Here is an 18,261-nt window from a genome sequence, read left to right as displayed (position 1 = left end):
CCTAGAAAGATGAGTGGAAGGCTTAACTCCAATTGCTGACTACCACTCCTCCCTCAGGCAACAATAAATTGCACCTTGACCGTTTTATACCGGATTATCCCGATTAATGACGGTTTAAGAGTATCTCGAGTAGACAGTACTCAGTTTGGAGATAACTTCGGAATTTCTAAGGATATCAAGGATGACCTAAAGGGACGAGGGGCAATCTTTTTTGAGGAGTCTCCGAGTCTACGTTCTGGAATTCTTGTCTGTTCCTGACCAAGCCATGGGCAGCGCTATACCAAATACTAATTACGACTTAGCCCTCTCAGGGATTGTCCTTGCAGGAGGGCTAAGCTCTCGTATGGGTAGGGATAAAGCCTTGATTCTGGTTGAGGGTGTCCCGTTACTGCGCAGAGTTTCTGATGTTGCCCTCAGCTGTATTGCTCAAGTCTCTGGTCAAGTCTCTGGTCAAGTCTATATCGTCACTCCCTGGCCAGAACGATACGTGGATATCTTACCTGAGACTTGTCGTGTCATTCGGGAAGTGCCGTTACCAGAAGAGACCACACCTCATGGTCCTTTGGTAGGATTTGCTCAAGGATTAGCTCATGTTGAAACAGATTGGGTACTGTTACTGGCTTGTGATTTACCCCAATTAAGAGCAGAGGTTGTGCAAGGTTGGCTCAAGCAGTTGGAGCAGACTCGGGAAAATGCGATTGACCAAAGGTCACGCTACGCGATAGCACTATTGCCAAGGAACCCCAAGGGCTGGGAACCCCTGTGCGGTTTTTACCGACGCCAGTGTCTACCGAGTCTCACTGAGTTTATCAATCAAGGGGGACGGTCATTTCAGCGTTGGTTGGCCCAGCATCCAGTACAGGAGTTGCTAGTCAGTGACACTAGGCTATTTTTTAACTGCAATACCCCTGGTGACCTAGAACAGTTGGAAATACAGAATTAAGGGGTGCTGATAACGCCCGAAGTTACTAGAAATTCCTAGTTGTTTTATAGCAATTCTGATTTGGGTGAGGTACAGAGTCCTGGGTTTTAGGGAGCAGGGAGCAGGGAGTAGGGAGCAGGTAAGAGGGAATAGGTAAAAAAATCTGTTTACCTCATAGCTATCACAAACGCCACACATAACTATTTTTGATAAGCTGGTGACAGGATTCGAACCCGCGACCAGCTGATTACAAATCAGCTGCTCTACCAACTGAGCTACACCAGCAATCTTTTTAACTATAACACTAAGTATAACACTTGTCAAAGCTTCCCGTCTGATCATCCATCACCCCTCATCTCCCCATCTCCCCATCTCCCCATCTCCCCACACTTCCCACACTTCCCACCCTCCCTGCGCCCGGCTCCCTTAATTATGGGTATTCAACCAGACTTGATATTAGGGGGAAAGCTACCTATCGATTGGGTGTGCAGAAAGCTTTCCATTACAATTTATGGAATAACATATAGTTTCTTTTTATTTGTGTTAATTTATGTTTATTTGGGTAAAAACCTAGAGTAAAAATTATTGTTAATCATATGGCTAAAGTAACCGTAACCCTCTATATGGAAGAAAAAGACAAAGAAGCGCTTCAACGATTGGCAGATGCCGAGGAGCGCTCCTTGTCCCAAATGGCAGTACTAATTCTCAAACGAGCGATTAAAAAAGCTCAGCAGGCAGGAGACATACCACCCAAAGACTAATAACTGATGGGTTGACAAGCTACCTTGTTAGCCTTACTGGGTTTAGGGTGTAGGGTTTAGGGTGTAGGGTTTAGGGTGTAGGGTTTAGGGTGTAGGGAAAACTTTTTTTGGAACTAAGGCAATCATTGTCTTAATGCACTTGCTCATGGGGATTTCCCTCAAGACCGTAATGGTGCGTTTTCCGTAGGCGAATTAAATTCGCCACGGGTCGCACCTCTGCATCGCTTCTGGATTTATGTGTACAGCTACCCGGTCACCCCACACCTCACAGGGGTAGGTTTTTTACATTTGGGTCGGGAGTCGGGAATCGGGAGTCGGGAATCGGGAGTCGGGAATCGGGAAAAGCGGGAAATGGGGAGAATTATCCCGGAAAATATTGTGTATTTTGATACATATTTTGAGGAATTTATACGTAATCAAAGTACCTACTCGCCCCTTTCTAAAAAACCTACCCTTATGAGTCACCCCACACCCGGTCACCCCCTCAGTTCCTGTGCTCTATCCTTGAGGCTACTAAACTTCGTAATCCACTGCGATGATGTCTCCTAGGATAGGTTTGATATACTTCTCGATTACTGCCTGGTGGACTGGGTGATCGGCATAGGTACTCAGAGCGTCGCAATCGAGAAGTTGCACTCTCAAAGCATGCTGAAATCCCTGAGACCTGAGGGGGGAAAAGTTCTCTCCACAGGAAAGTTCTACAATCCCAGGAATTTGGTCTTTCAGGGCCAGGATTCCATTTATAGCCAATGCGATCGCATCCGGTGAAGCGTCTTCTTTCCACTTGAACAAAACAATATGCTCGATCATCTTTACTAACAAGTTGCTAAATTCCCATTACCACAGGCCAGGTGCTAAACACAAAAACAATTACTGTACTTAGAGCCAGCAAGCCTTCAATTAAATTGCCAATTAGCGACCCTCTCGCCCCAAACTGTTCTAAATTACCTTTAATCATTCCACAATTAGCTCACACCCTCAATATCAATGGTTTTCTGATCTGCCTCAATAAGTACCTGCTGCATAATGGGCGAAAGGTTTTCATTGAGCCGTCCAGAACGAATAAATTCGGCGTAGGTATCGGCTTCAATATCTAACATGGTTTCTTGAAGTTGCTCAAGGTCAAGGGTTTGGAGTTGAGGGTTGTTACTCCGTAACTCCTCAATTTCATCGTTAATCGTTGTCAGTTGGGTATCGATAAGTTTGGTTTGATAGCGCCACAGGTCGGAATCGATTTCTGTGGTCTTTAAGCCCTCCTCAAGATAATTTCTGACCCGATTCAGGGCGATGCGACGGGCAAGAACTTCCGAATATTGCTGACGTAGGGGTTGGTCACCAATTAAATTTAACTTTTCGAGAAACCATCGGGTGGTTAACCCCTGGACTAGCAGGGTAAACAGTACCACGCCAAACACAGTTTCGATAATATCTTGCCGTCCTTCTAACACAACTGGCACACTTAAGGCCAGAGCAATGGAAACCGAACCTCGCAAGCCACCCCACCATAGGACAGTTTGTTCCCGCCAACCAATTTGAGAGTTGACCAAGATATTGCTGAATGCGCCCAAACCATAAATTGCGATCGCTCTCGTCAGTAGTACAGCCAAGATAGTAACCGCAATTAAGTGGATATTTTGGCCTAAACTAGCTATCTTTATTTGATCACCAATCAGTAGAAAGACAATCGAGTTCACAAAAAAGGCTAAAAAGTCCCAAAACTCAGACACAATCAACCGGGTACGGGGGTTCATACCAATCCGGGAGCCAAAATTGCCCAAGATCACCCCAACGGTGACTACCCCAATCACACCGGATCCCCCTAGTTCCTCCACAATTAAATAAGTGCCATAAGCAGAAACCAAGGTCAGGGATTGCTCCACCAGGGGTAAATCAAAGCGTTGGGTGGCGTAGGAAATCCCAAAACCAATGATGCAACCGATGCCAATCCCAATCCCCACAAACCCTAAGAAACGGGCAACACTAGTGGCAATGGAAAATTCTTCTAGTCCTAGGGGTAGTCCGACTAATAAACTAAAAGCAACCACTGCTACCCCATCATTAAATAGGCTTTCCCCCTCCATCAGAGTTTTCAGCCGTTTATCCGCACCCAATTCCCGAAATAGAGCAATAACCGAAACTGGGTCAGTTGCAGAAAGACTAGCTCCAACCAATAAAGCAATGGTCAGGGGTAGTCCTGTCAGCTGATTGATAGCAAAGGCAATGCCAACTACGGAAATAATTACCCCAGCGATCGCAAATAGACTCACCGGTACCAAATCCCGTCGTAAGTCCCGCCAGCGGATATTCCAAGCGGCTTCAAAGAGTAGGGGGGGTAGGAAAATTTCCAGAATCAGTTCTGGTGATAAGTTAACCAGTCGGACATCCACAAAAGCCAACCCTAACCCGACAATTACCAGTAATAGGGTGTAAGGAATTTTACGGAACCAGGAAAAAATCCTAGATAGGGTTGCCACACTCAAAGACACCGACAGCACTAGGAGAAACTGTTCAAGGTTTTGCTTAATGACGACTTCGCCAACAGTGGACTCTAGGGACATACAGAAACTCCAAGCTAAACTCAAAGGGGAAAGCCTCCTGCCCGTGGGTAAAATCACAGGAGTTTTCGGTTTTCCCCTTACCAAGCAAAATTAGTGATGAGTCAGGGAAATCAAGACAAACTCAAATTGATGGTAGTAGACGATGAGTCTGACAACTTAGATCTACTTTACAGAACCTTCCGCCGAAAATTTCAAGTTTTCAGAGCTAATGATGCCATAACCGCCTTAGATATTTTGGACACCGAAGGAGAGATGGCGATTATTATCTCAGATCAGCGCCTAGGGGGAATGAATGGAACAGAATTCTTAAGCAGGACAGTAGAGCGTTTTCCAGATACAATTCGCATCCTGTTGACTGCCTACACAGATATAGAAGATTTGGTGGCAGCAATTAACTCAGGTCAGGTCTATAAGTACATCACAAAGCCTTGGCAGGGTGAGGAACTAAAAGCAGTGGTGCGACAAGCTGCGGAAACTTACCAAGTGCTAAAAAAAAGAACCAGGGAACTTTCTCGGGCCTTACGACGGGAAGAATTGTTCAATATGGTGACAACGGCAATTCGAGAATCCCTAGATTATAGTAGTCTACTGCAAAAGGTAGTGACCACCATGGGTCAAGCCTTTGATGCTACCGGTTGTATCCTGCGACCGGTAGAGTTCAACCAACTCACACCAGAATGTTTCACCTACAAGGTTTCTGGGGATGGCAATACACCTCATATCCCTAATCCTGATTTGATGATACAACAGGTATTAGATAAACCCGAGACTAAGTCGTGGCCAGAAACAAGGGATGGTCAGAATTCGGTGCATTTGATCGTTCCCCTACCGGACCAACAACAGATCTTAGGGGTGTTGTGTCTCTACCAGCAAGGGAGTGAAGGGTCTTGGAATAAAGAAGATATCCAGCTGATAGAAGCCGTTGCTAAACAAGCAGCGTTAGCGATTTCTCAGGCAAAACTACTCCAACGCACCCAGTTACAGGCTCAGCAGATGCGGGATGAACTAGATGTAGCTCGCCAGATTCAGAATAATTTGCTGCGTCAGAGTTGGCCAGAGATGGAACAGGTGAGAGTGCAAGCTCACTGCACCCCAGCGCGACAGATTGGTGGGGATTTTTTTGAAGTCTATGTTCATCCCCAAGGAGATATATGGCTAGCAGTGGGAGATGTGTCCGGTAAAGGGGTACCTGCTGCCTTACTTATGACCAGTGCCATGTCGATGTTACGACGGGAACTTGCTCAAGAAACATCACCAGACCCAAAAACAGTGATCCAAAATCTTAACCACATCATGTCAGATGACCTCTATCATACCAACTGTTTTATTACCCTGGTCTTGGCTCGTTATACCCCTGACAAGCAACAGTTGGTTTACGCTAATGCTGGTCATACCTATCCTATGGTTTGGTCTGATCACCAAGTAGTCCAACAACACTCAGAGTCAAAAACTCCAGAGCCGACTTACCTTCAGGCTAGGGGTATTCCCTTAGGAATTTTGCCAATTTGGCAGGCGGAATCAGGACATTTAAGATTAAATTCAGGTAGCATCCTGCTACTAACAAGTGATGGAATTACGGAAGCAACCCTGAATCCAGTGAATCCAGTGACAGGTTCTTCATCCGATGGGTCAACCAGCACCAGTTCTAGGCTTGAGTCATCCGGTCTTTGGGAGCTTCTGCTTCAGGAGCCTGCTCCCTTTGACCTGAGTCATTTATTAGCTCGGATTCGAGAGCGTACCAACCCGATTCAGGAAGACGACCAAACCCTAGTATCTCTGGAGGTATTGTAGTGGATGAAAACAGAACTACAGATACCGAGTGACCTCAAGTTTTTGAGCATTGTCGAAAACTGGTTTATGGGGATTTTGCAGGTTGAACTCGGAAATCGTGTTGATTGGCCTAGTCTATCCAATCGTTTGCGATTGGTGTTAGTGGAAGCTTACTCTAACGTAGTTCGTCATGCTCATCGCGATCAACCGAATTTACCGATCTTGATTCGCCTAGAACTCAAAGAACGGGATATTGCTCTGGAGATTTGGGACTATGGTCAAGGATTTGACCCATCCTCTTATAAACCACCGAATCCAGGTGATTTACAGGAAAACGGCTATGGCTGGCTAATTATCCATCGACTAATGGATCGGGTGGAGTATCGCTTACAGGTCAATGGTCGGAATTGCCTGGAGTTGCAAGTCAGCTTAGCCAAGTAGCCCAGTAGCAGGAAAGCTATTTTGGGCATTGCTAAATTCAAAAGGTAATTGTTAATGTAAGCTATCAGCGTGTCGCGTATCAGCTAATGCGCTACTTGAGGTTCTACTTGAGGTGCTTATATCATGTGAGGCTAATTATAGCAACTGAAATATAGTTTAGGACATAGTATTTTGGTTTAAAGGGAGCTTCAACAGCTGGGAGCTTCAACAGCTGGGAGCTTCAACAGCTGGGAGCTCCAACAGCTGGGAAAAGAAATATGTCCTAAGCTTTACTTCGACTGCTATACCCTTAATAAAAATCTCCCCCATCTCCCCCATCTCCCTCATCTCCCCATCTCCCGTTGGGGGAGGGTTTCTGGAGATGATGTAATTACATATAGTGGCGCAACCCGATCGGCAAAATACTCAATATCATCCATTAATTGAGGGTTATTAGCTACTAACTCGTGAATTAAATTTTGTGTCTGAACTTCATTAAGGCGATCTAAAATTTACTCTAAACTAGGACGCTGTTCAACTAGTTCTGGTTTATGCAAGCATACTAATAATGTTAATATGTTGGCAGTAGCCTCCATAATCCTAGAACTACAATAACCTGTGTCTAATTCCTCTTCCTCAAAACCAATATTAATAGGTGCGCTTTCCGCATCTAATTATTAAATTCGCCACGGGTCGCACCTCTTGATAAGGGCGAATATCACTACCTTCAACGTCTGCTGTAATTAATTTCCCCCGTTGAACTACTCTTATAACATGGCCATCGTGATAATAAGCTTTTCCTCTTTGCCAAGATTGGCTACTGGTATAAGAACGAATAATTTCCTGGCTAATTTCTGGAATAGACATTGCTCTGTACCCTGGTATGTATGCTTTTTATCGTAAGCATTCAGCTCAAAGCTCAAAGCTCTCAGCTTTGAGCTTTGAGCTTTTAAATAAAACAAGTAAGCATTCGTTTAATCTTTGTTACGTAAGCTGAACGCGCACGCGTGAGCTTTTAGCTCACGGCTGACGGCTGAATGCTGACGGCTGAATGCTTACGCAGTTATCAATTGGATAAGGTAATTTCCTGCTAGGGAGTAGGGAGTAGGGAGTAGGGAGTAGGGAAGTCAGAAGAGGAAACTACTGAGATTAACTCAATTATACAGGTGATGTGGCGGCGCTTATTGGGAAGAGGGAAAGGAACACAGGCCGCATCTGACAAACTATTAGGATAGTGCGATGTACTTTACGGTAAATCTTGATGAGATTTACATGATCCTGTGTTGGGTTTAACTATCGTTTCACCCAAAATACAACTTTAATGGTATAATAATACTACTTTGAAATCGGTTCATTTATTGTTGGTATAAAGCCTAATTTTAACTGATAAAAAACTATGTATGAACAAGATTTTAACCGTTGGCGAGAAATCCTCGTTGAACAAATAAAAGCCAGAAATTTATCGGCAATTGATTGGGATAATTTGCTGCTTGAGTTAGAGGACATGGGAAAGGCTGAAAAGCGAGCCTTCATTAGCAATTTAACCATCTTGATTGCCCATTTACTCAAAATAATGGTTCAAACTGACGCTGCTGAGTCCATGAAAGGAAGTTGGTATAGTTCAGTCACAGAACATCGGTTTCGTATCCAAAAAGATTTACAAGACAGTCCTTCATTTAAACGTTATTTAGAAGAAGCGATTAGCCCAAAGGGCTACGCTACGCGATCGCTAAAGCTTATCAAGATGCTCGAAGGTTAGCTATAAAAGAAGGTAAAAAAGCCAGCTTTGGCATTCGTAAGCCCAACCCTGAAGACTATCCCAATCAATGTCCTTTTACAATTGAACAGCTATTAGATGAAGACTTTTATGGAGATTAATTTAAAATGCGTTCGCGTAGCGTAGCCCTTTGGGCTAATCGCTTCTCCAAAGATACCAACCCTTGTCCAATCCTTGAAGAACTGAGTGCGATCGCATAAGCGCGGAAGCTGAGGCCGTAGGCCACGCTTTGCGTTCGCGTAGCGTCGGCTTTGCCGAAACGCTTCATCGCACTACTCCGATTAAATTAAACAACTCCATAGCCCTTATATTCCCGAACTTCAGGAGCTTGAGGGCTACCGAACGCCACACAAGCCACCCACGTTTTAACCTCCCCTCACCCATCACAAAATATTCCCTGTCACAAAATCCTTAACTACTAACACCTGTAAATCAAAAACGCGCCGGAATTGGTCGTCATTCGTCAACAAAGCCTCACACCCGCTTCTTATCGCCGTGGCAACCTGAAACCCATCAGGCAGTTTTAAACTATATTTTGCTCGTAACTGTGCAGCTAAAATTCCAATTTTTGTTTCAATTTGTACCATCCTAATTGACTTATGACGCAGGAGAAAATCAACATAATCTTGCTGTAACTTCTGATCGCGATTCTTCAAAGGATTGACCAAACATTCAGCCAACGTCACCGGAGAAATTACTCCTTGTAACTCTCCCCCATCTAACTTATTGATTACCCCTTGTACTACATCGGCAAAAACAGCATGATTCTCTAGATAATAAATCACTGGAGAAGTATCAAGAAAAATAGTCTTAACTCCCTCTAATGCCTCATCTAATATCACTCTGTTTATCTCCAGACTTTTTCCCTTTCTGCCCATTGATCACGCTGGTTATTGACCCATTCTTGAGCATCTTGACCTTCTAACAATTTGGGTGCAATCCCTCTAAACTCTCCCAGAGATCGTTTACATTCTTTATCTAAATTGTCAGTAATATACTGAAGCAAATTTTCATAATCTGACTCATTATATTGATTTTTATCAGCATCTAATCCTGTCTGAGCACTATCCTTTGGTCCCTGATTATTAGGTTGGTATAGCTGCTGAATTAAATCAGCAGTTAATTTATGCTTTAAATCGTTCATCTGATTATAGAGTATTTTTTCTTCATGCTGCAAACGACCAACAACAATTCCAGGATGAATTCCTAACTTATCTGAAAAAGCTTTTACTTTTTCCTTAGAATGAATATAATACAATTCTTCTTCATATTCAGCAGGAATCAACCAGTCTCGCGCCTGTTCATTAGCCTCGCGCTCTTGCTCTGACTCTAGTTTTTCTCCCTGATTCCACTCATCTAGAAAAATAGCATTTTTCTCTTCTTTATCATGCAAAATAATATGAGCAGCTTCATGGAAAAAAGTAAACCAGAAACGGTCATTAGTTTTGCCATAAAGAGACATCTGAATCAGAGGTCGATGAGGATTTAACCACCTTGCTAACCCACTAACCCCCGCAGCTGGGATTTTTTCCACTAACACCCATAACACTCCAGCCTCAAAACAAAGCTGTTGAAGACGTGGTAGAAAATCTTCTGGTGGTAGTACTGTCAATTTTCTAATTTCCTGAACCGCTTTCTCAAACTTGGCGCGGTTGAATTGGGGACAATCTAACTTCTCTACTTTGATTTCACCAAGGCGCATCCAAGTTGTGATGGCACCGGTATTATCCTGTCCAGTACGAGAACGTCGAAAAGACACCGCTAGGTTACCATAACAAGCTCGCCATTGATCAGGAGAAGCCACTCCAAACAGCTGAAGCAGCTCTTGCACAACACGAGGCTTATTTCTTGAATCCAAACGACAGTCACTAATTTGTCCTGCTTTCTGCAATTCCTTTACAGGAAATTCGTCGAGCCAATCTACCCAGCTTTCAAGACGTTCAGCTTCTGCGATTTTTGCTAAAGCAGCACGATATTGAGCTTCTCGTTCGAGCCAAAACCCCTCTGTACTTCCTAATACCCGTGACAGCTTCACTGCGGTATCTTTCGTAATAGGTGCTTTACCATTAACAAGCTGACTAAGGTGTTTAGGAGTATAGCCCAAACGGTCTGCCAAAGCTGCTTGCGTCCAATCTCGTTCTTCCAGCAAATCAGCAATTGTCTCTCCTGGAGGAGAGACCCAATCCGGTTCAAAGGTATAGTTAGAATTAGTCATTATAATCTTCCACAAATAGAATACAAAGCTGATTAACTTTTGACCAATCCAAGCTTTCATCTGCCTTCAAGGGCAACGGTTCAACATCAGCTTGGAATACTAAACGAACTCGTTTATGTAGGTCGAGAGCAAATAGGTGTTTAAAATTAGAAAATTTCTGATAAAAGCTTTTGCCTAATTTATGGGACTGCACGGCATGAGGTCTTGCTGCCACTAACTCCGTGACCGCTTTGGCTGCGAATAAATCTGATCATCGCCTTTTGAGCTTTTGTGCTGCTTTTGCTCCTAATTGCTTTTGAGCTGATGATTGCTCACATAGCTTTTTCAGTTTTGGATATGCGAAACTGACATTAATACCTATACTCACACTAATAGTTTACCACATTGGTAAACTATTTCAAGATAAATAATTTTTTCCACAAGAACAGGCTAGAGAACAGGCTATGTCTGTCTATAGGCTCCGCCTCAATTCTGAACGAAGCCCCATACCATTCTCTATACCTTGACTATATATAGCCAATGAATCGGAGCGGCGGGATTTGAACCCACGACCCCCACTACCCCAAAGTGGTGCGCTACCAAGCTGCGCTACGCCCCGGAAAACCTTATTTACTATACCACACTATTCGAGATTTGAACAACCAAACTAAAATACTTTCACAGACTTAGCTGCTGCTAGCAACCCTGGAACCGCTGTTGCCACCCAGCTCCCCTCACAACAGCGTCCCTGATTCAAAATCAACCGTAGCGTATAAGCGGAAGGATAGCCCTCTACCTCCATCCATAGCCAATCGCTTTCTGCTTCGCAAGTGATTTTCTCTTCATCCATCAACTCACTTGCCATCTCACTCATAGTCTGAGCTAATTGCAGCAACAAGCGACAAAAGTCATTCAACTCCGACTCCGTTAGCTCAAATGCCCAGTCCTCACCACCCACTAAACCTTTATAGTTAGGAGCCTCAGGATCCCAACCAATACGCCAGCCTTCTCCATGTTTAACCAGACGTTCCATAAACCTGATTCTGCCCAATTCACCAACAAGTCAATTAGGTTTGAGTAACTGAGCATCTCCTGGTTGAGGTAAAGATACTCCTCTTCTAGGATTAGAGGTTGTGGCAGGTGATGTAGGATTGGAGGTTGTAGCAGGTGATGGTGTGGCAGGTGATGGTTGTGTGCTCGACTCTGGTGCCACAGTTTCACTGCGATTGGGATTGAATATGTTGACTAAAACGCTTACTAATGCATCCCGTTCGGCACGAGTTAATTGTTCTATCGCTGCAATATCCCCTTCCATGGGATTTTCGGTTAAGGTATCCCCACTGGGATACTGGGATGCGACTAGGTAATCGTACGCACCTAGATAGTCAGCCATGGTCAATTTCCAATCAAAACGGTAATTGGGCAACCGTTTTTTACCATAGACGTGATACCGAATTAAGCGGTTAACCAGGGTATTATTGGCAGCTACTTCACCGCTTTCTTTACTAATGTATTGGTTCTCTTGTGGTAAATCCGGTAAACGCTGATATACTACCTTGCTAAGCTCAGGGGGAATAAAAAACTGGGCGACAGCAGGCTGTGCTCCTAGGAGCTGGAAGACACCGGACCCTTGGTCGTGGGATTCCCACAGCAATAGTAAACCACTCGTCAAAGTGGTAAGAGCTAAACCTAGCGCTAGTTTAATTCCATTAGTCTTGTACATTGCTTCGATACGGCTATGGAACATTCCGACACAACCTTAAGATGAAACTAGGGAATGAACTACTCTTGCCCCTGACGCCCTTACCCCCTGACTCACTCAGCACTATAGCTTAGTCCGCAATAATCTCTGGCTGGGTCAATTCATCAGACATCTCAACAATTGCTCGCAGCACTGGCTTCATGGATGGCTCATCTAGACTTTCAAAATCTTCGAAGCGACGGCGCTTGGCACGGCTGGCCACTTGTACAGTGATCCGATAACGATTAGAAGCTGCACTTACTAGCTGCTCCGTCCGTTGCAGAATGTCCATTGAATCAAAGTTATAGCTTTTGTGCAGCATAAGGTTTATCAGGTTTTGCTATTTCTGGTTAAAATCAGTATCGCCCCCTCTACCCTAGCATACTTCACTCCTAAACTAGGGGTTACCCCTGATACAAGTCATAAAACTTTTCTTGAGGTTAATAATATACCATCAAAAAGTGAAAGAATTTGTGAAGTTGCGTGATTGCTACTTACATTGCTTGCTATGTATGACAATAATAAGAAAGAACAGTGAATTTGTACTATCTATACCTCATCTACTAACTATACCGAAACTATATATCTAACCAAGGCTGGGAAGTTCTACCAAACTATCCCAGCCTACTTATGTTTGACACTCTCCGCCTTGCGCATAGCGGGGATTCCTAGATCAACGAACCGCCTTAAACCGCCGAGTTCCTATCTTTGACTCTGCCAAAAATGGGACAGTACAAAACCCGCAAATCCGTTCAAGACCAAATTCCCAGTCAATTCACGACAGACCCAGAGGGCAGTTCTTCTTAGGCGTTTAAGTACTTATTGGAAGTGCCTTAAAAAGTCTGTTTCTCTTCCTTTGCTCAGGTTTCGGTGTGCCGGAGACGAAACCTTATCAGAGGGTCGCCTTAATAAAAAAGTTTTAACCCTTTTATGCATAGCCTGTAACCCTTAAAGGCGACCCTCTGATTACGGTAACTTCTAACCCCACCGTACCTTGCTTATCGTGCATAGTGATTTTTCTGGGTTCACACGCCAACTGTTAATTGACGATTAGGTTTTTTAAGAGGACTTTCCTTACCCTCTAGGCATTACTCCTTTATGGTCAATCAGTGACGGGTCTCTCTCCCGGCTGAGCCAACGGTTTTGCCGCCTGTACCTATCTTAATTATACAACAAACTTCGTGTATAATATTAAGTTTTTTCTTGTTTCAATCAAAAGCCGTCCTAGAAGGACGGGGCTTTAAACCCAAAATTTTTGGTAAATGGGGTCTGTACATGGTATCTCTCAATAGTATCGCAGCACCGATGCGATCGCATTGATGGGCTACCTTAGGGGTCAGAGTACTTAGATTGACTCCTGTGGTAGATGTACCTTTTACATATACAAAAAATCATACCATTGCTAAGCTATCAAGAGTGTGTCGAGTTGTTAACAATTATCTGACCAAATAAATCTTGTCTATGCAAACACTTGCCGCTCCTAGCTTTGAGTCATTCCATCAGCTTCAAAGAACTCCCCTGAAGTTCGTTGTCCTCGGAGATAGTCTGATCTATGGATTTGGAGATCCAGAAGGTGGCGGCTGGGTAGAGCGACTGCGACGTCAGTGGATGTTACCCGATAGTCCTGGTCATGTACTCTACAATTTGGGAGTTCGGGGTGATGGGGTTACCCAAGTCCACAAGCGACTAGAACATGAATTTCGCAGTCGTGGTGAACTCAGAAACCGTGTACCAGATGCCATTATTTTATCGGTGGGCGTTAACGATTCAGCCCGTTTAGGACGTCCCGATGGCAAGAATTTTACTAATTTTGAGAGTTTCCAGGAAGAACTAGCCAATCTGCTTGAGCTAGCTCAGCAACTCTGTCCAGTGCTATTTGTGGGCATGGTACCAGTTGATGAAAGGAAAATGCCCTTTCTCGATTGTTTTTACTACACTCATGCTGACCAGTACTACTACAAAGAAGCAACTCGCCTTGCGTGTCTGAAGCGTCAAATTCCCTATCTGGACATTTTTGATTTATGGACGTCCCGTGGTTATGATTGGTGCTTCCAACACCTATCTCCAGATGGTCTCCATCCCAATGTGGCTGGTTATCAGCAATTATTACAAGACATCCTGCTCTGGAACCCCTTAGCCCAACTCAACTCCTTAAGCCTAGCGACAGCCTAAACTATACCGTGTGGAGATACCAGTTACAGGATTTACCCCAGTAGCACGCTTACACATCAGTTTAGCCTGATAGCGGTCAATCAAGGCATCAGTAAAATCAGCACCAGTTATCTCGGCATCGTAAAACCTGGTGCTATTCATAATTGCCTTGGTCAAAATAGCATTGGTCAAAATAGCTTGGTCTAAAAATACCCGATCTGCCAAAGAATTGGTCAGATTTGCACCTTCGAGATTGGCTTTCAATAAATTGGCCTTGGTGAAGATAGATCCACTCAGGTCAGCACCTTGGAAGTTTGTGCCTCGCATTTCAGCGCCTGCAAATACGCCACCAACTAAATTCTGATTGGAATAGTCATGATAACTCAAATCCGTAAGGGCATGATTTACTGTATTCTCCTGAGCATAGGCAGGAGTAGCCGATAAAAGCACCCATAGCCAAGCCATAACCAGAACTAAAATTAGTCCCAATAAGCGTCGCCAAATCACCCTAATCACTTGTCAACCTGACTCCTTAAAACTTAAAGCCTAAAACTCCCTCTCTAACCAATCTTCACCGACTCGAATCGTCAGCTCAGATTTGAGATGACCAGTAGAGGATGCTTCTACTCTACCTAGTCCCAGGACTTTTTTGACAATATCTGCTGTTTTTATGTCCCCTTGCTGAACAATAATCTCAGTCTGGGACAAGCGGTCAGGCCAATCTGAGACATAATAGACATTGTAGAAGTCATTTCTGGCTAAATACCGGGCAACACGGCGACCAAGTTCTGGGTCATCGGTAGCATTTTGAATTGCAATTCTGACCCGATGGGGTGAACGGCGGCGCTTTAATGAACTCTTGTATTTGGGCTCTTGCTCGAAATACTCACTCATCACTCGGTCTCGCCCTCGTGAATTCATCAGCCAGTAACTGGCAATGTATTCATCAGCCTTGCTGAATCGACCGGGCAAGAGTACCATTCTGATATTATCTTTGCCAACCTCTAGACCAAAACCGACCAGTGCCAAGATTTCCTCTAAGCTAAGATTAGTATCAATATACTGCTGCATCACTCGCAGGATTTTTGGTAAACGAGGCACGACACTGGGAGTAACTAAACGCTGGCGCAGTGCCTTGAGTAAGATCTGCTGCCGCTGTATCCGAGCAATATCACCATTGTCTTTTCGGTATCGAGCAAATTGTTCGGCTTGGTCTCCATTCAAGGTTTGCCACCCTGGTTCTAAATCAATTTCCAGTTTCTGAGTGAGATCTACATATTCCATCCTCTCAGGCACAAAGACTTCCAGCCCACCGACCAAGTCCACAAGTTCCCGAAATGCATCAGTGGTAATGCGCACATACCTATCAATTGGCACATCATTTAAGGTACGGCTAACCACTTCTGCGGTTAAGGTAGATCCACCTTTGACATTGGCATCGTTAATTTTAACTATCCCAACACCGGGAATTTCTATTCTCGTATCCCGTGGAATTGAAAGCATATTCACGGAGTGGTCCTTGGGGTCTAAGCGCAACAGCAATAGGGTATCACTGCGACCACCAAAAACCTCTGGGGAACCTGGCAACGCATCTGGGACTCGGTCTATGCCCATCACCAGGATATTCACCGGTCGTGACAGGTTGTAGGGAAAGCTTTTACGCCAAGACTTGTGCTCAGAAGCGGCTGGTTGATTCTGGGGGATTTTAGCCTTTTCGGGTTGAGAATGGGATTTAATCAGGGGCGACAATGGGGTAACTAGGGCTAAGGTAGCTCCCAAAGCCGCAGAAATAACTGCTGTCAGGACAAAAGCGCTACTCCAGAATACCCACCGCAAATAGGGGGCAAAGGTTAATCTTAATCCAGACACAGAAGCGTCTAGGTCTGTAGTCAGGTCAAGCTGAGAGTAGGAAACTCCTGTATCACCCTCTTGGGGTGATGGTTGGGGTGTTGAAGCTGAGGCATTATTAATCACACCTGTATCCAAATCTACCTATGAATTGTGATGACTGTTAAAGGATTCAAGTTCCAAGCCTATAGTTGGCTATCCAATTAAACTGTAGCCTTTGGGTACAGTTTAAGATATTGTTGTTGGCCTATAAGTCTATAAGTCTGTAAGTCAAAGCCAATAAAGCATTTTGCCTACCTTCAAAGTGGCTTAATTGAAAAAAGCGCTTTGGCTACCCACGGCTAAAGCTCCTGGTGAAAGCGCTTTGAGGAACATCTAAGAGTGATTAGTCCTTTGTGATCAATGCACAACAGCAATCCCTGAACAGGGATGAAGGAATTGGTGGACAAATGACTAATTTAAGGACTAATGTAAGAACTAATGTAATGGCTAAAGAAGTACTTTAACCATTTTTCATAATCTACAGCCAATAGCAGCTGAATCAGGGAAAGTGAGGTTAGTATGTAGCAGAAAACTACAGTTAAGGCTACATCATGGATAACTCTCTCATCCCTGTGATTCTTGCTGGTGGCAAAGGAGAACGGTTTTGGCCGTTGAGCCGTAAGCACCGACCCAAGCAGTTTTTATGTTTGGATGGTAGTGGCAAGAGTCTTTTGCAGGCAACGGCTGACCGATTGAGTAAGCTGACGGTCGGGCCAGAACACTTGTGGGTGATTACTTCTGCTATGTTAGCTGAGGGAGTGACTCAACAACTACCATCATTACCCCAGAAGCATCTATTAGCGGAACCAGAAGGACGGGATACAGCACCAGCGGTTGCTTGGGCAACTCTAGAGATTGCTAAGGCTTACGGAGAAGATGCGGTAGTGGGCTTTTTCCCTGCTGACCACTGGATTGAAGATGAGCAAGGGTTTCAGCAAACTATCAAGGCGGCTGCTCAATTGGCTGCCGCTGAGTCATCGATTGTAACCTTAGGCATCACCCCCCAATACCCTTCTACAGGCTACGGTTACATTGAGCAAGGTGATAAGACTGGCACGTTTGAGGGATTGCCAGTGTATCAGGTCAGTCGGTTCACCGAAAAGCCTAACCAGGAGACGGCTGAGGAATTTTTGTCTACTGGTCGATTCAGCTGGAACAGTGGGATGTTCATTTTCCGGGCTGGGGTAGTTTTAGATGAATTGCGCACCCATGCACCAGAAATTATTGCCCCTTTAGAAGAAAAAGGTGTGGCGGCTTATGCTGAGCTAGAGAAGAAAAGTATTGACTATGCTTTGATGGAAAAAACAAAGCTAGCTTATGTTTTACCAGCCTCCTTTGGTTGGGATGATTTGGGAGATTGGAATGCCTTAGAACGCTTGCATAATGGCGATGCTAAAAATGTCGCAATGGCTAATCATGTAGAACTGGATACTCAAGGAGCAATTGTCTACTCTAGTAGTGACGATGAGGTGATTGTTACTATTGGTTTAGACGATGTGGTGGTGGTACGCGATCGCAATGCTACCTTAATTGCAAAAAAAGACCGTACCCAGGACATCAAAAAAGCTATCAAAGTTCTCCAAAATAAAAAATTTCAAGATTTTTTGTAATTAATGGCTTCTCACTTTTATAGGTTAACCACATTATAATTATGCTGAACGTCAGAGTGCTTCATAATATATAGTTCAGGGTTTTATCATTATTAATTAGTCAGTGGTGCTCTTAATTTTCTGACTAAATTATCTAATCTGAACTAGAAAAAACTATAGAAAAAAAATAGACAAAGTTAGGCTAGCGATGAAGTGTATAAACAGCGGAACAGGGAACAGGGAACAGGGAACAGGTAACAGGGAACAGGGAACAGGGAACAGGTAACAGGGAACAGGGAACAGGGAACAGGGAACAGGGAGCAGGGAACAGGGAACAGGGAACAGGGAACAGGGAACCGAAAAAGTATGGATTTTAAGGCAATAGTTAATACGTCATATAAATAGATAAAAACCTATCACAAATATCTATGATAAATACTATAAATGTATTCATAAAACTTATTTAAAAAATAAGTAATTTTTATTGA

At 44.1% G+C, this 18,261-nt stretch carries 24 protein-coding genes and 2 tRNA genes; 9 read left to right on the top strand and 17 right to left on the bottom strand.

Going from position 1 to position 18,261, the window contains the following annotated elements; translation table 11 throughout:
- The first annotated feature begins 75 nt into the window (after nucleotides 1-75).
- Both F6K57_RS21730 and F6K57_RS21725 read left to right on the top strand, forming a co-directional pair.
- Nucleotides 76-258 (top strand): hypothetical protein, encoded by a 183-nt coding sequence (locus tag F6K57_RS21730; protein ID WP_293070602.1) that lies wholly within the window; start codon nucleotides 76-78, stop codon nucleotides 256-258.
- Between the two features lie 7 nt (nucleotides 259-265).
- Nucleotides 266-943: a molybdenum cofactor guanylyltransferase gene (locus tag F6K57_RS21725; RefSeq protein WP_293070605.1), complete on the top strand. Its 678-nt coding sequence runs from the start codon at nucleotides 266-268 to the stop codon at nucleotides 941-943.
- Here the strand turns inward: F6K57_RS21725 and F6K57_RS21720 are convergent.
- Complete coding sequence (locus F6K57_RS21720) at nucleotides 917-1,120, bottom strand: hypothetical protein (protein WP_293070600.1); 204 nt, start codon at nucleotides 1,118-1,120, stop codon at nucleotides 917-919. The two genes, F6K57_RS21725 and F6K57_RS21720, sit on opposite strands and share 27 nt — an antisense overlap.
- A gap of 14 nt (nucleotides 1,121-1,134) precedes the next feature.
- A tRNA-Thr gene (locus F6K57_RS21715) sits at nucleotides 1,135-1,207 on the bottom strand.
- 311 nt (nucleotides 1,208-1,518) lie between these two features.
- Between F6K57_RS21715 and F6K57_RS21710 the strand changes: the two genes are divergently transcribed.
- Nucleotides 1,519-1,683: a ribbon-helix-helix protein, CopG family gene (locus tag F6K57_RS21710; protein WP_083373549.1), complete on the top strand. Its 165-nt coding sequence runs from the start codon at nucleotides 1,519-1,521 to the stop codon at nucleotides 1,681-1,683.
- 282 nt (nucleotides 1,684-1,965) lie between these two features.
- On the opposite strand, the gene F6K57_RS21705 is transcribed toward F6K57_RS21710, so the two are convergent.
- From F6K57_RS21705 to F6K57_RS21695, 3 genes are all read right to left on the bottom strand, one after another.
- Nucleotides 1,966-2,103, bottom strand: coding sequence for a hypothetical protein (locus F6K57_RS21705; RefSeq protein WP_293070598.1), 138 nt, complete (start codon nucleotides 2,101-2,103; stop codon nucleotides 1,966-1,968).
- A 93-nt stretch (nucleotides 2,104-2,196) separates the two neighbouring features.
- A complete protein-coding gene (locus F6K57_RS21700) occupies nucleotides 2,197-2,493 on the bottom strand; it encodes a Dabb family protein (protein WP_293025939.1) in 297 nt (98 codons plus the stop codon).
- Between the two features lie 155 nt (nucleotides 2,494-2,648).
- Nucleotides 2,649-4,241 carry a Na+/H+ antiporter gene (locus F6K57_RS21695; RefSeq protein WP_293025941.1) on the bottom strand — a complete coding sequence of 531 codons (1,593 nt, stop codon included), beginning with the start codon at nucleotides 4,239-4,241 and terminating at the stop codon, nucleotides 2,649-2,651.
- A gap of 96 nt (nucleotides 4,242-4,337) precedes the next feature.
- Here F6K57_RS21695 and F6K57_RS21690 point away from each other — a divergent pair, with 96 nt between their 5' ends.
- On the top strand, nucleotides 4,338-6,032 hold the full coding sequence (locus F6K57_RS21690; protein WP_293025968.1) for a SpoIIE family protein phosphatase: 1,695 nt from the start codon (nucleotides 4,338-4,340) through the stop codon (nucleotides 6,030-6,032).
- A 3-nt stretch (nucleotides 6,033-6,035) separates the two neighbouring features.
- Nucleotides 6,036-6,452: an anti-sigma regulatory factor gene (locus F6K57_RS21685; protein ID WP_293025943.1), complete on the top strand. Its 417-nt coding sequence runs from the start codon at nucleotides 6,036-6,038 to the stop codon at nucleotides 6,450-6,452.
- A gap of 627 nt (nucleotides 6,453-7,079) precedes the next feature.
- Here the strand turns inward: F6K57_RS21685 and F6K57_RS21680 are convergent.
- Both F6K57_RS21680 and F6K57_RS21675 read right to left on the bottom strand, forming a co-directional pair.
- Nucleotides 7,080-7,298 (bottom strand): hypothetical protein, encoded by a 219-nt coding sequence (locus tag F6K57_RS21680; protein WP_293025947.1) that lies wholly within the window; start codon nucleotides 7,296-7,298, stop codon nucleotides 7,080-7,082.
- 223 nt (nucleotides 7,299-7,521) lie between these two features.
- Nucleotides 7,522-7,653, bottom strand: coding sequence for a hypothetical protein (locus tag F6K57_RS21675; protein ID WP_293025949.1), 132 nt, complete (start codon nucleotides 7,651-7,653; stop codon nucleotides 7,522-7,524).
- Between the two features lie 174 nt (nucleotides 7,654-7,827).
- On the opposite strand from F6K57_RS21675, the gene F6K57_RS21670 reads away from it, so the two are divergent.
- Together F6K57_RS21670 and F6K57_RS21665 are read left to right on the top strand one after the other, a co-directional pair.
- A complete protein-coding gene (locus F6K57_RS21670) occupies nucleotides 7,828-8,190 on the top strand; it encodes a DUF29 domain-containing protein (RefSeq protein WP_293025951.1) in 363 nt (120 codons plus the stop codon).
- The gene (locus tag F6K57_RS21665; RefSeq protein WP_364303730.1) at nucleotides 8,157-8,309 is read left to right on the top strand and encodes a DUF29 family protein; all 153 of its coding nucleotides are present in this window, start codon (nucleotides 8,157-8,159) and stop codon (nucleotides 8,307-8,309) included. The genes F6K57_RS21670 and F6K57_RS21665 overlap by 34 nt, the downstream gene beginning before the upstream one ends.
- Here the strand turns inward: F6K57_RS21665 and F6K57_RS21660 are convergent.
- The 8 genes from F6K57_RS21660 to F6K57_RS21625 all read right to left on the bottom strand — a co-directional run bounded on the left by F6K57_RS21660 (nucleotide 8,306) and on the right by F6K57_RS21625 (nucleotide 12,462).
- Nucleotides 8,306-8,476 (bottom strand): hypothetical protein, encoded by a 171-nt coding sequence (locus F6K57_RS21660; protein ID WP_293070596.1) that lies wholly within the window; start codon nucleotides 8,474-8,476, stop codon nucleotides 8,306-8,308. The genes F6K57_RS21665 and F6K57_RS21660 overlap by 4 nt on opposite strands.
- A gap of 115 nt (nucleotides 8,477-8,591) precedes the next feature.
- Nucleotides 8,592-9,050 (bottom strand): PIN domain-containing protein, encoded by a 459-nt coding sequence (locus F6K57_RS21655; protein ID WP_293070594.1) that lies wholly within the window; start codon nucleotides 9,048-9,050, stop codon nucleotides 8,592-8,594.
- Nucleotides 9,051-9,055: 5 nt separating this feature from the next.
- Nucleotides 9,056-10,423, bottom strand: coding sequence for a HigA family addiction module antitoxin (locus F6K57_RS21650; RefSeq protein WP_293025956.1), 1,368 nt, complete (start codon nucleotides 10,421-10,423; stop codon nucleotides 9,056-9,058).
- Nucleotides 10,416-10,637 (bottom strand): hypothetical protein, encoded by a 222-nt coding sequence (locus F6K57_RS21645; RefSeq protein ID WP_293025958.1) that lies wholly within the window; start codon nucleotides 10,635-10,637, stop codon nucleotides 10,416-10,418. Before F6K57_RS21645 ends, F6K57_RS21650 begins: the two co-directional genes overlap by 8 nt.
- Before the next feature lie 310 nt (nucleotides 10,638-10,947).
- A tRNA-Pro gene (locus tag F6K57_RS21640) sits at nucleotides 10,948-11,021 on the bottom strand.
- A gap of 48 nt (nucleotides 11,022-11,069) precedes the next feature.
- Nucleotides 11,070-11,435: a DUF1818 family protein gene (locus tag F6K57_RS21635; protein ID WP_293025960.1), complete on the bottom strand. Its 366-nt coding sequence runs from the start codon at nucleotides 11,433-11,435 to the stop codon at nucleotides 11,070-11,072.
- 30 nt (nucleotides 11,436-11,465) lie between these two features.
- Nucleotides 11,466-12,125 (bottom strand): hypothetical protein, encoded by a 660-nt coding sequence (locus F6K57_RS21630; protein WP_293070591.1) that lies wholly within the window; start codon nucleotides 12,123-12,125, stop codon nucleotides 11,466-11,468.
- Nucleotides 12,126-12,234: 109 nt separating this feature from the next.
- Nucleotides 12,235-12,462, bottom strand: coding sequence for a DNA-directed RNA polymerase subunit omega (locus tag F6K57_RS21625; protein ID WP_334220033.1), 228 nt, complete (start codon nucleotides 12,460-12,462; stop codon nucleotides 12,235-12,237).
- Between the two features lie 1,142 nt (nucleotides 12,463-13,604).
- Between F6K57_RS21625 and F6K57_RS21620 the strand changes: the two genes are divergently transcribed.
- Nucleotides 13,605-14,315, top strand: a complete 711-nt coding sequence (locus F6K57_RS21620; protein WP_293046805.1) for a GDSL-type esterase/lipase family protein — start codon at nucleotides 13,605-13,607, stop codon at nucleotides 14,313-14,315.
- Here the strand turns inward: F6K57_RS21620 and F6K57_RS21615 are convergent.
- Together F6K57_RS21615 and F6K57_RS21610 are read right to left on the bottom strand one after the other, a co-directional pair.
- Nucleotides 14,301-14,810, bottom strand: coding sequence for a pentapeptide repeat-containing protein (locus F6K57_RS21615; RefSeq protein ID WP_293030096.1), 510 nt, complete (start codon nucleotides 14,808-14,810; stop codon nucleotides 14,301-14,303). The genes F6K57_RS21620 and F6K57_RS21615 overlap by 15 nt on opposite strands.
- A gap of 30 nt (nucleotides 14,811-14,840) precedes the next feature.
- A complete protein-coding gene (locus F6K57_RS21610; RefSeq protein ID WP_075899763.1) occupies nucleotides 14,841-16,280 on the bottom strand; it encodes an LCP family protein in 1,440 nt (479 codons plus the stop codon).
- A 455-nt stretch (nucleotides 16,281-16,735) separates the two neighbouring features.
- On the opposite strand from F6K57_RS21610, the gene F6K57_RS21605 reads away from it, so the two are divergent.
- Nucleotides 16,736-17,794 (top strand): mannose-1-phosphate guanylyltransferase, encoded by a 1,059-nt coding sequence (locus F6K57_RS21605; protein ID WP_293030090.1) that lies wholly within the window; start codon nucleotides 16,736-16,738, stop codon nucleotides 17,792-17,794.
- The last annotated feature ends 467 nt before the right edge of the window (nucleotides 17,795-18,261 follow it).

Origin of the sequence: Moorena sp. SIO4A5, assembly GCF_010672005.1 — a bacterium.
In the GTDB taxonomy this organism is placed as follows: domain Bacteria; phylum Cyanobacteriota; class Cyanobacteriia; order Cyanobacteriales; family Coleofasciculaceae; genus Moorena.
Note: the sequence above shows the minus strand (reverse complement) of the source record. Positions and strands in the feature narration are given on the sequence as shown.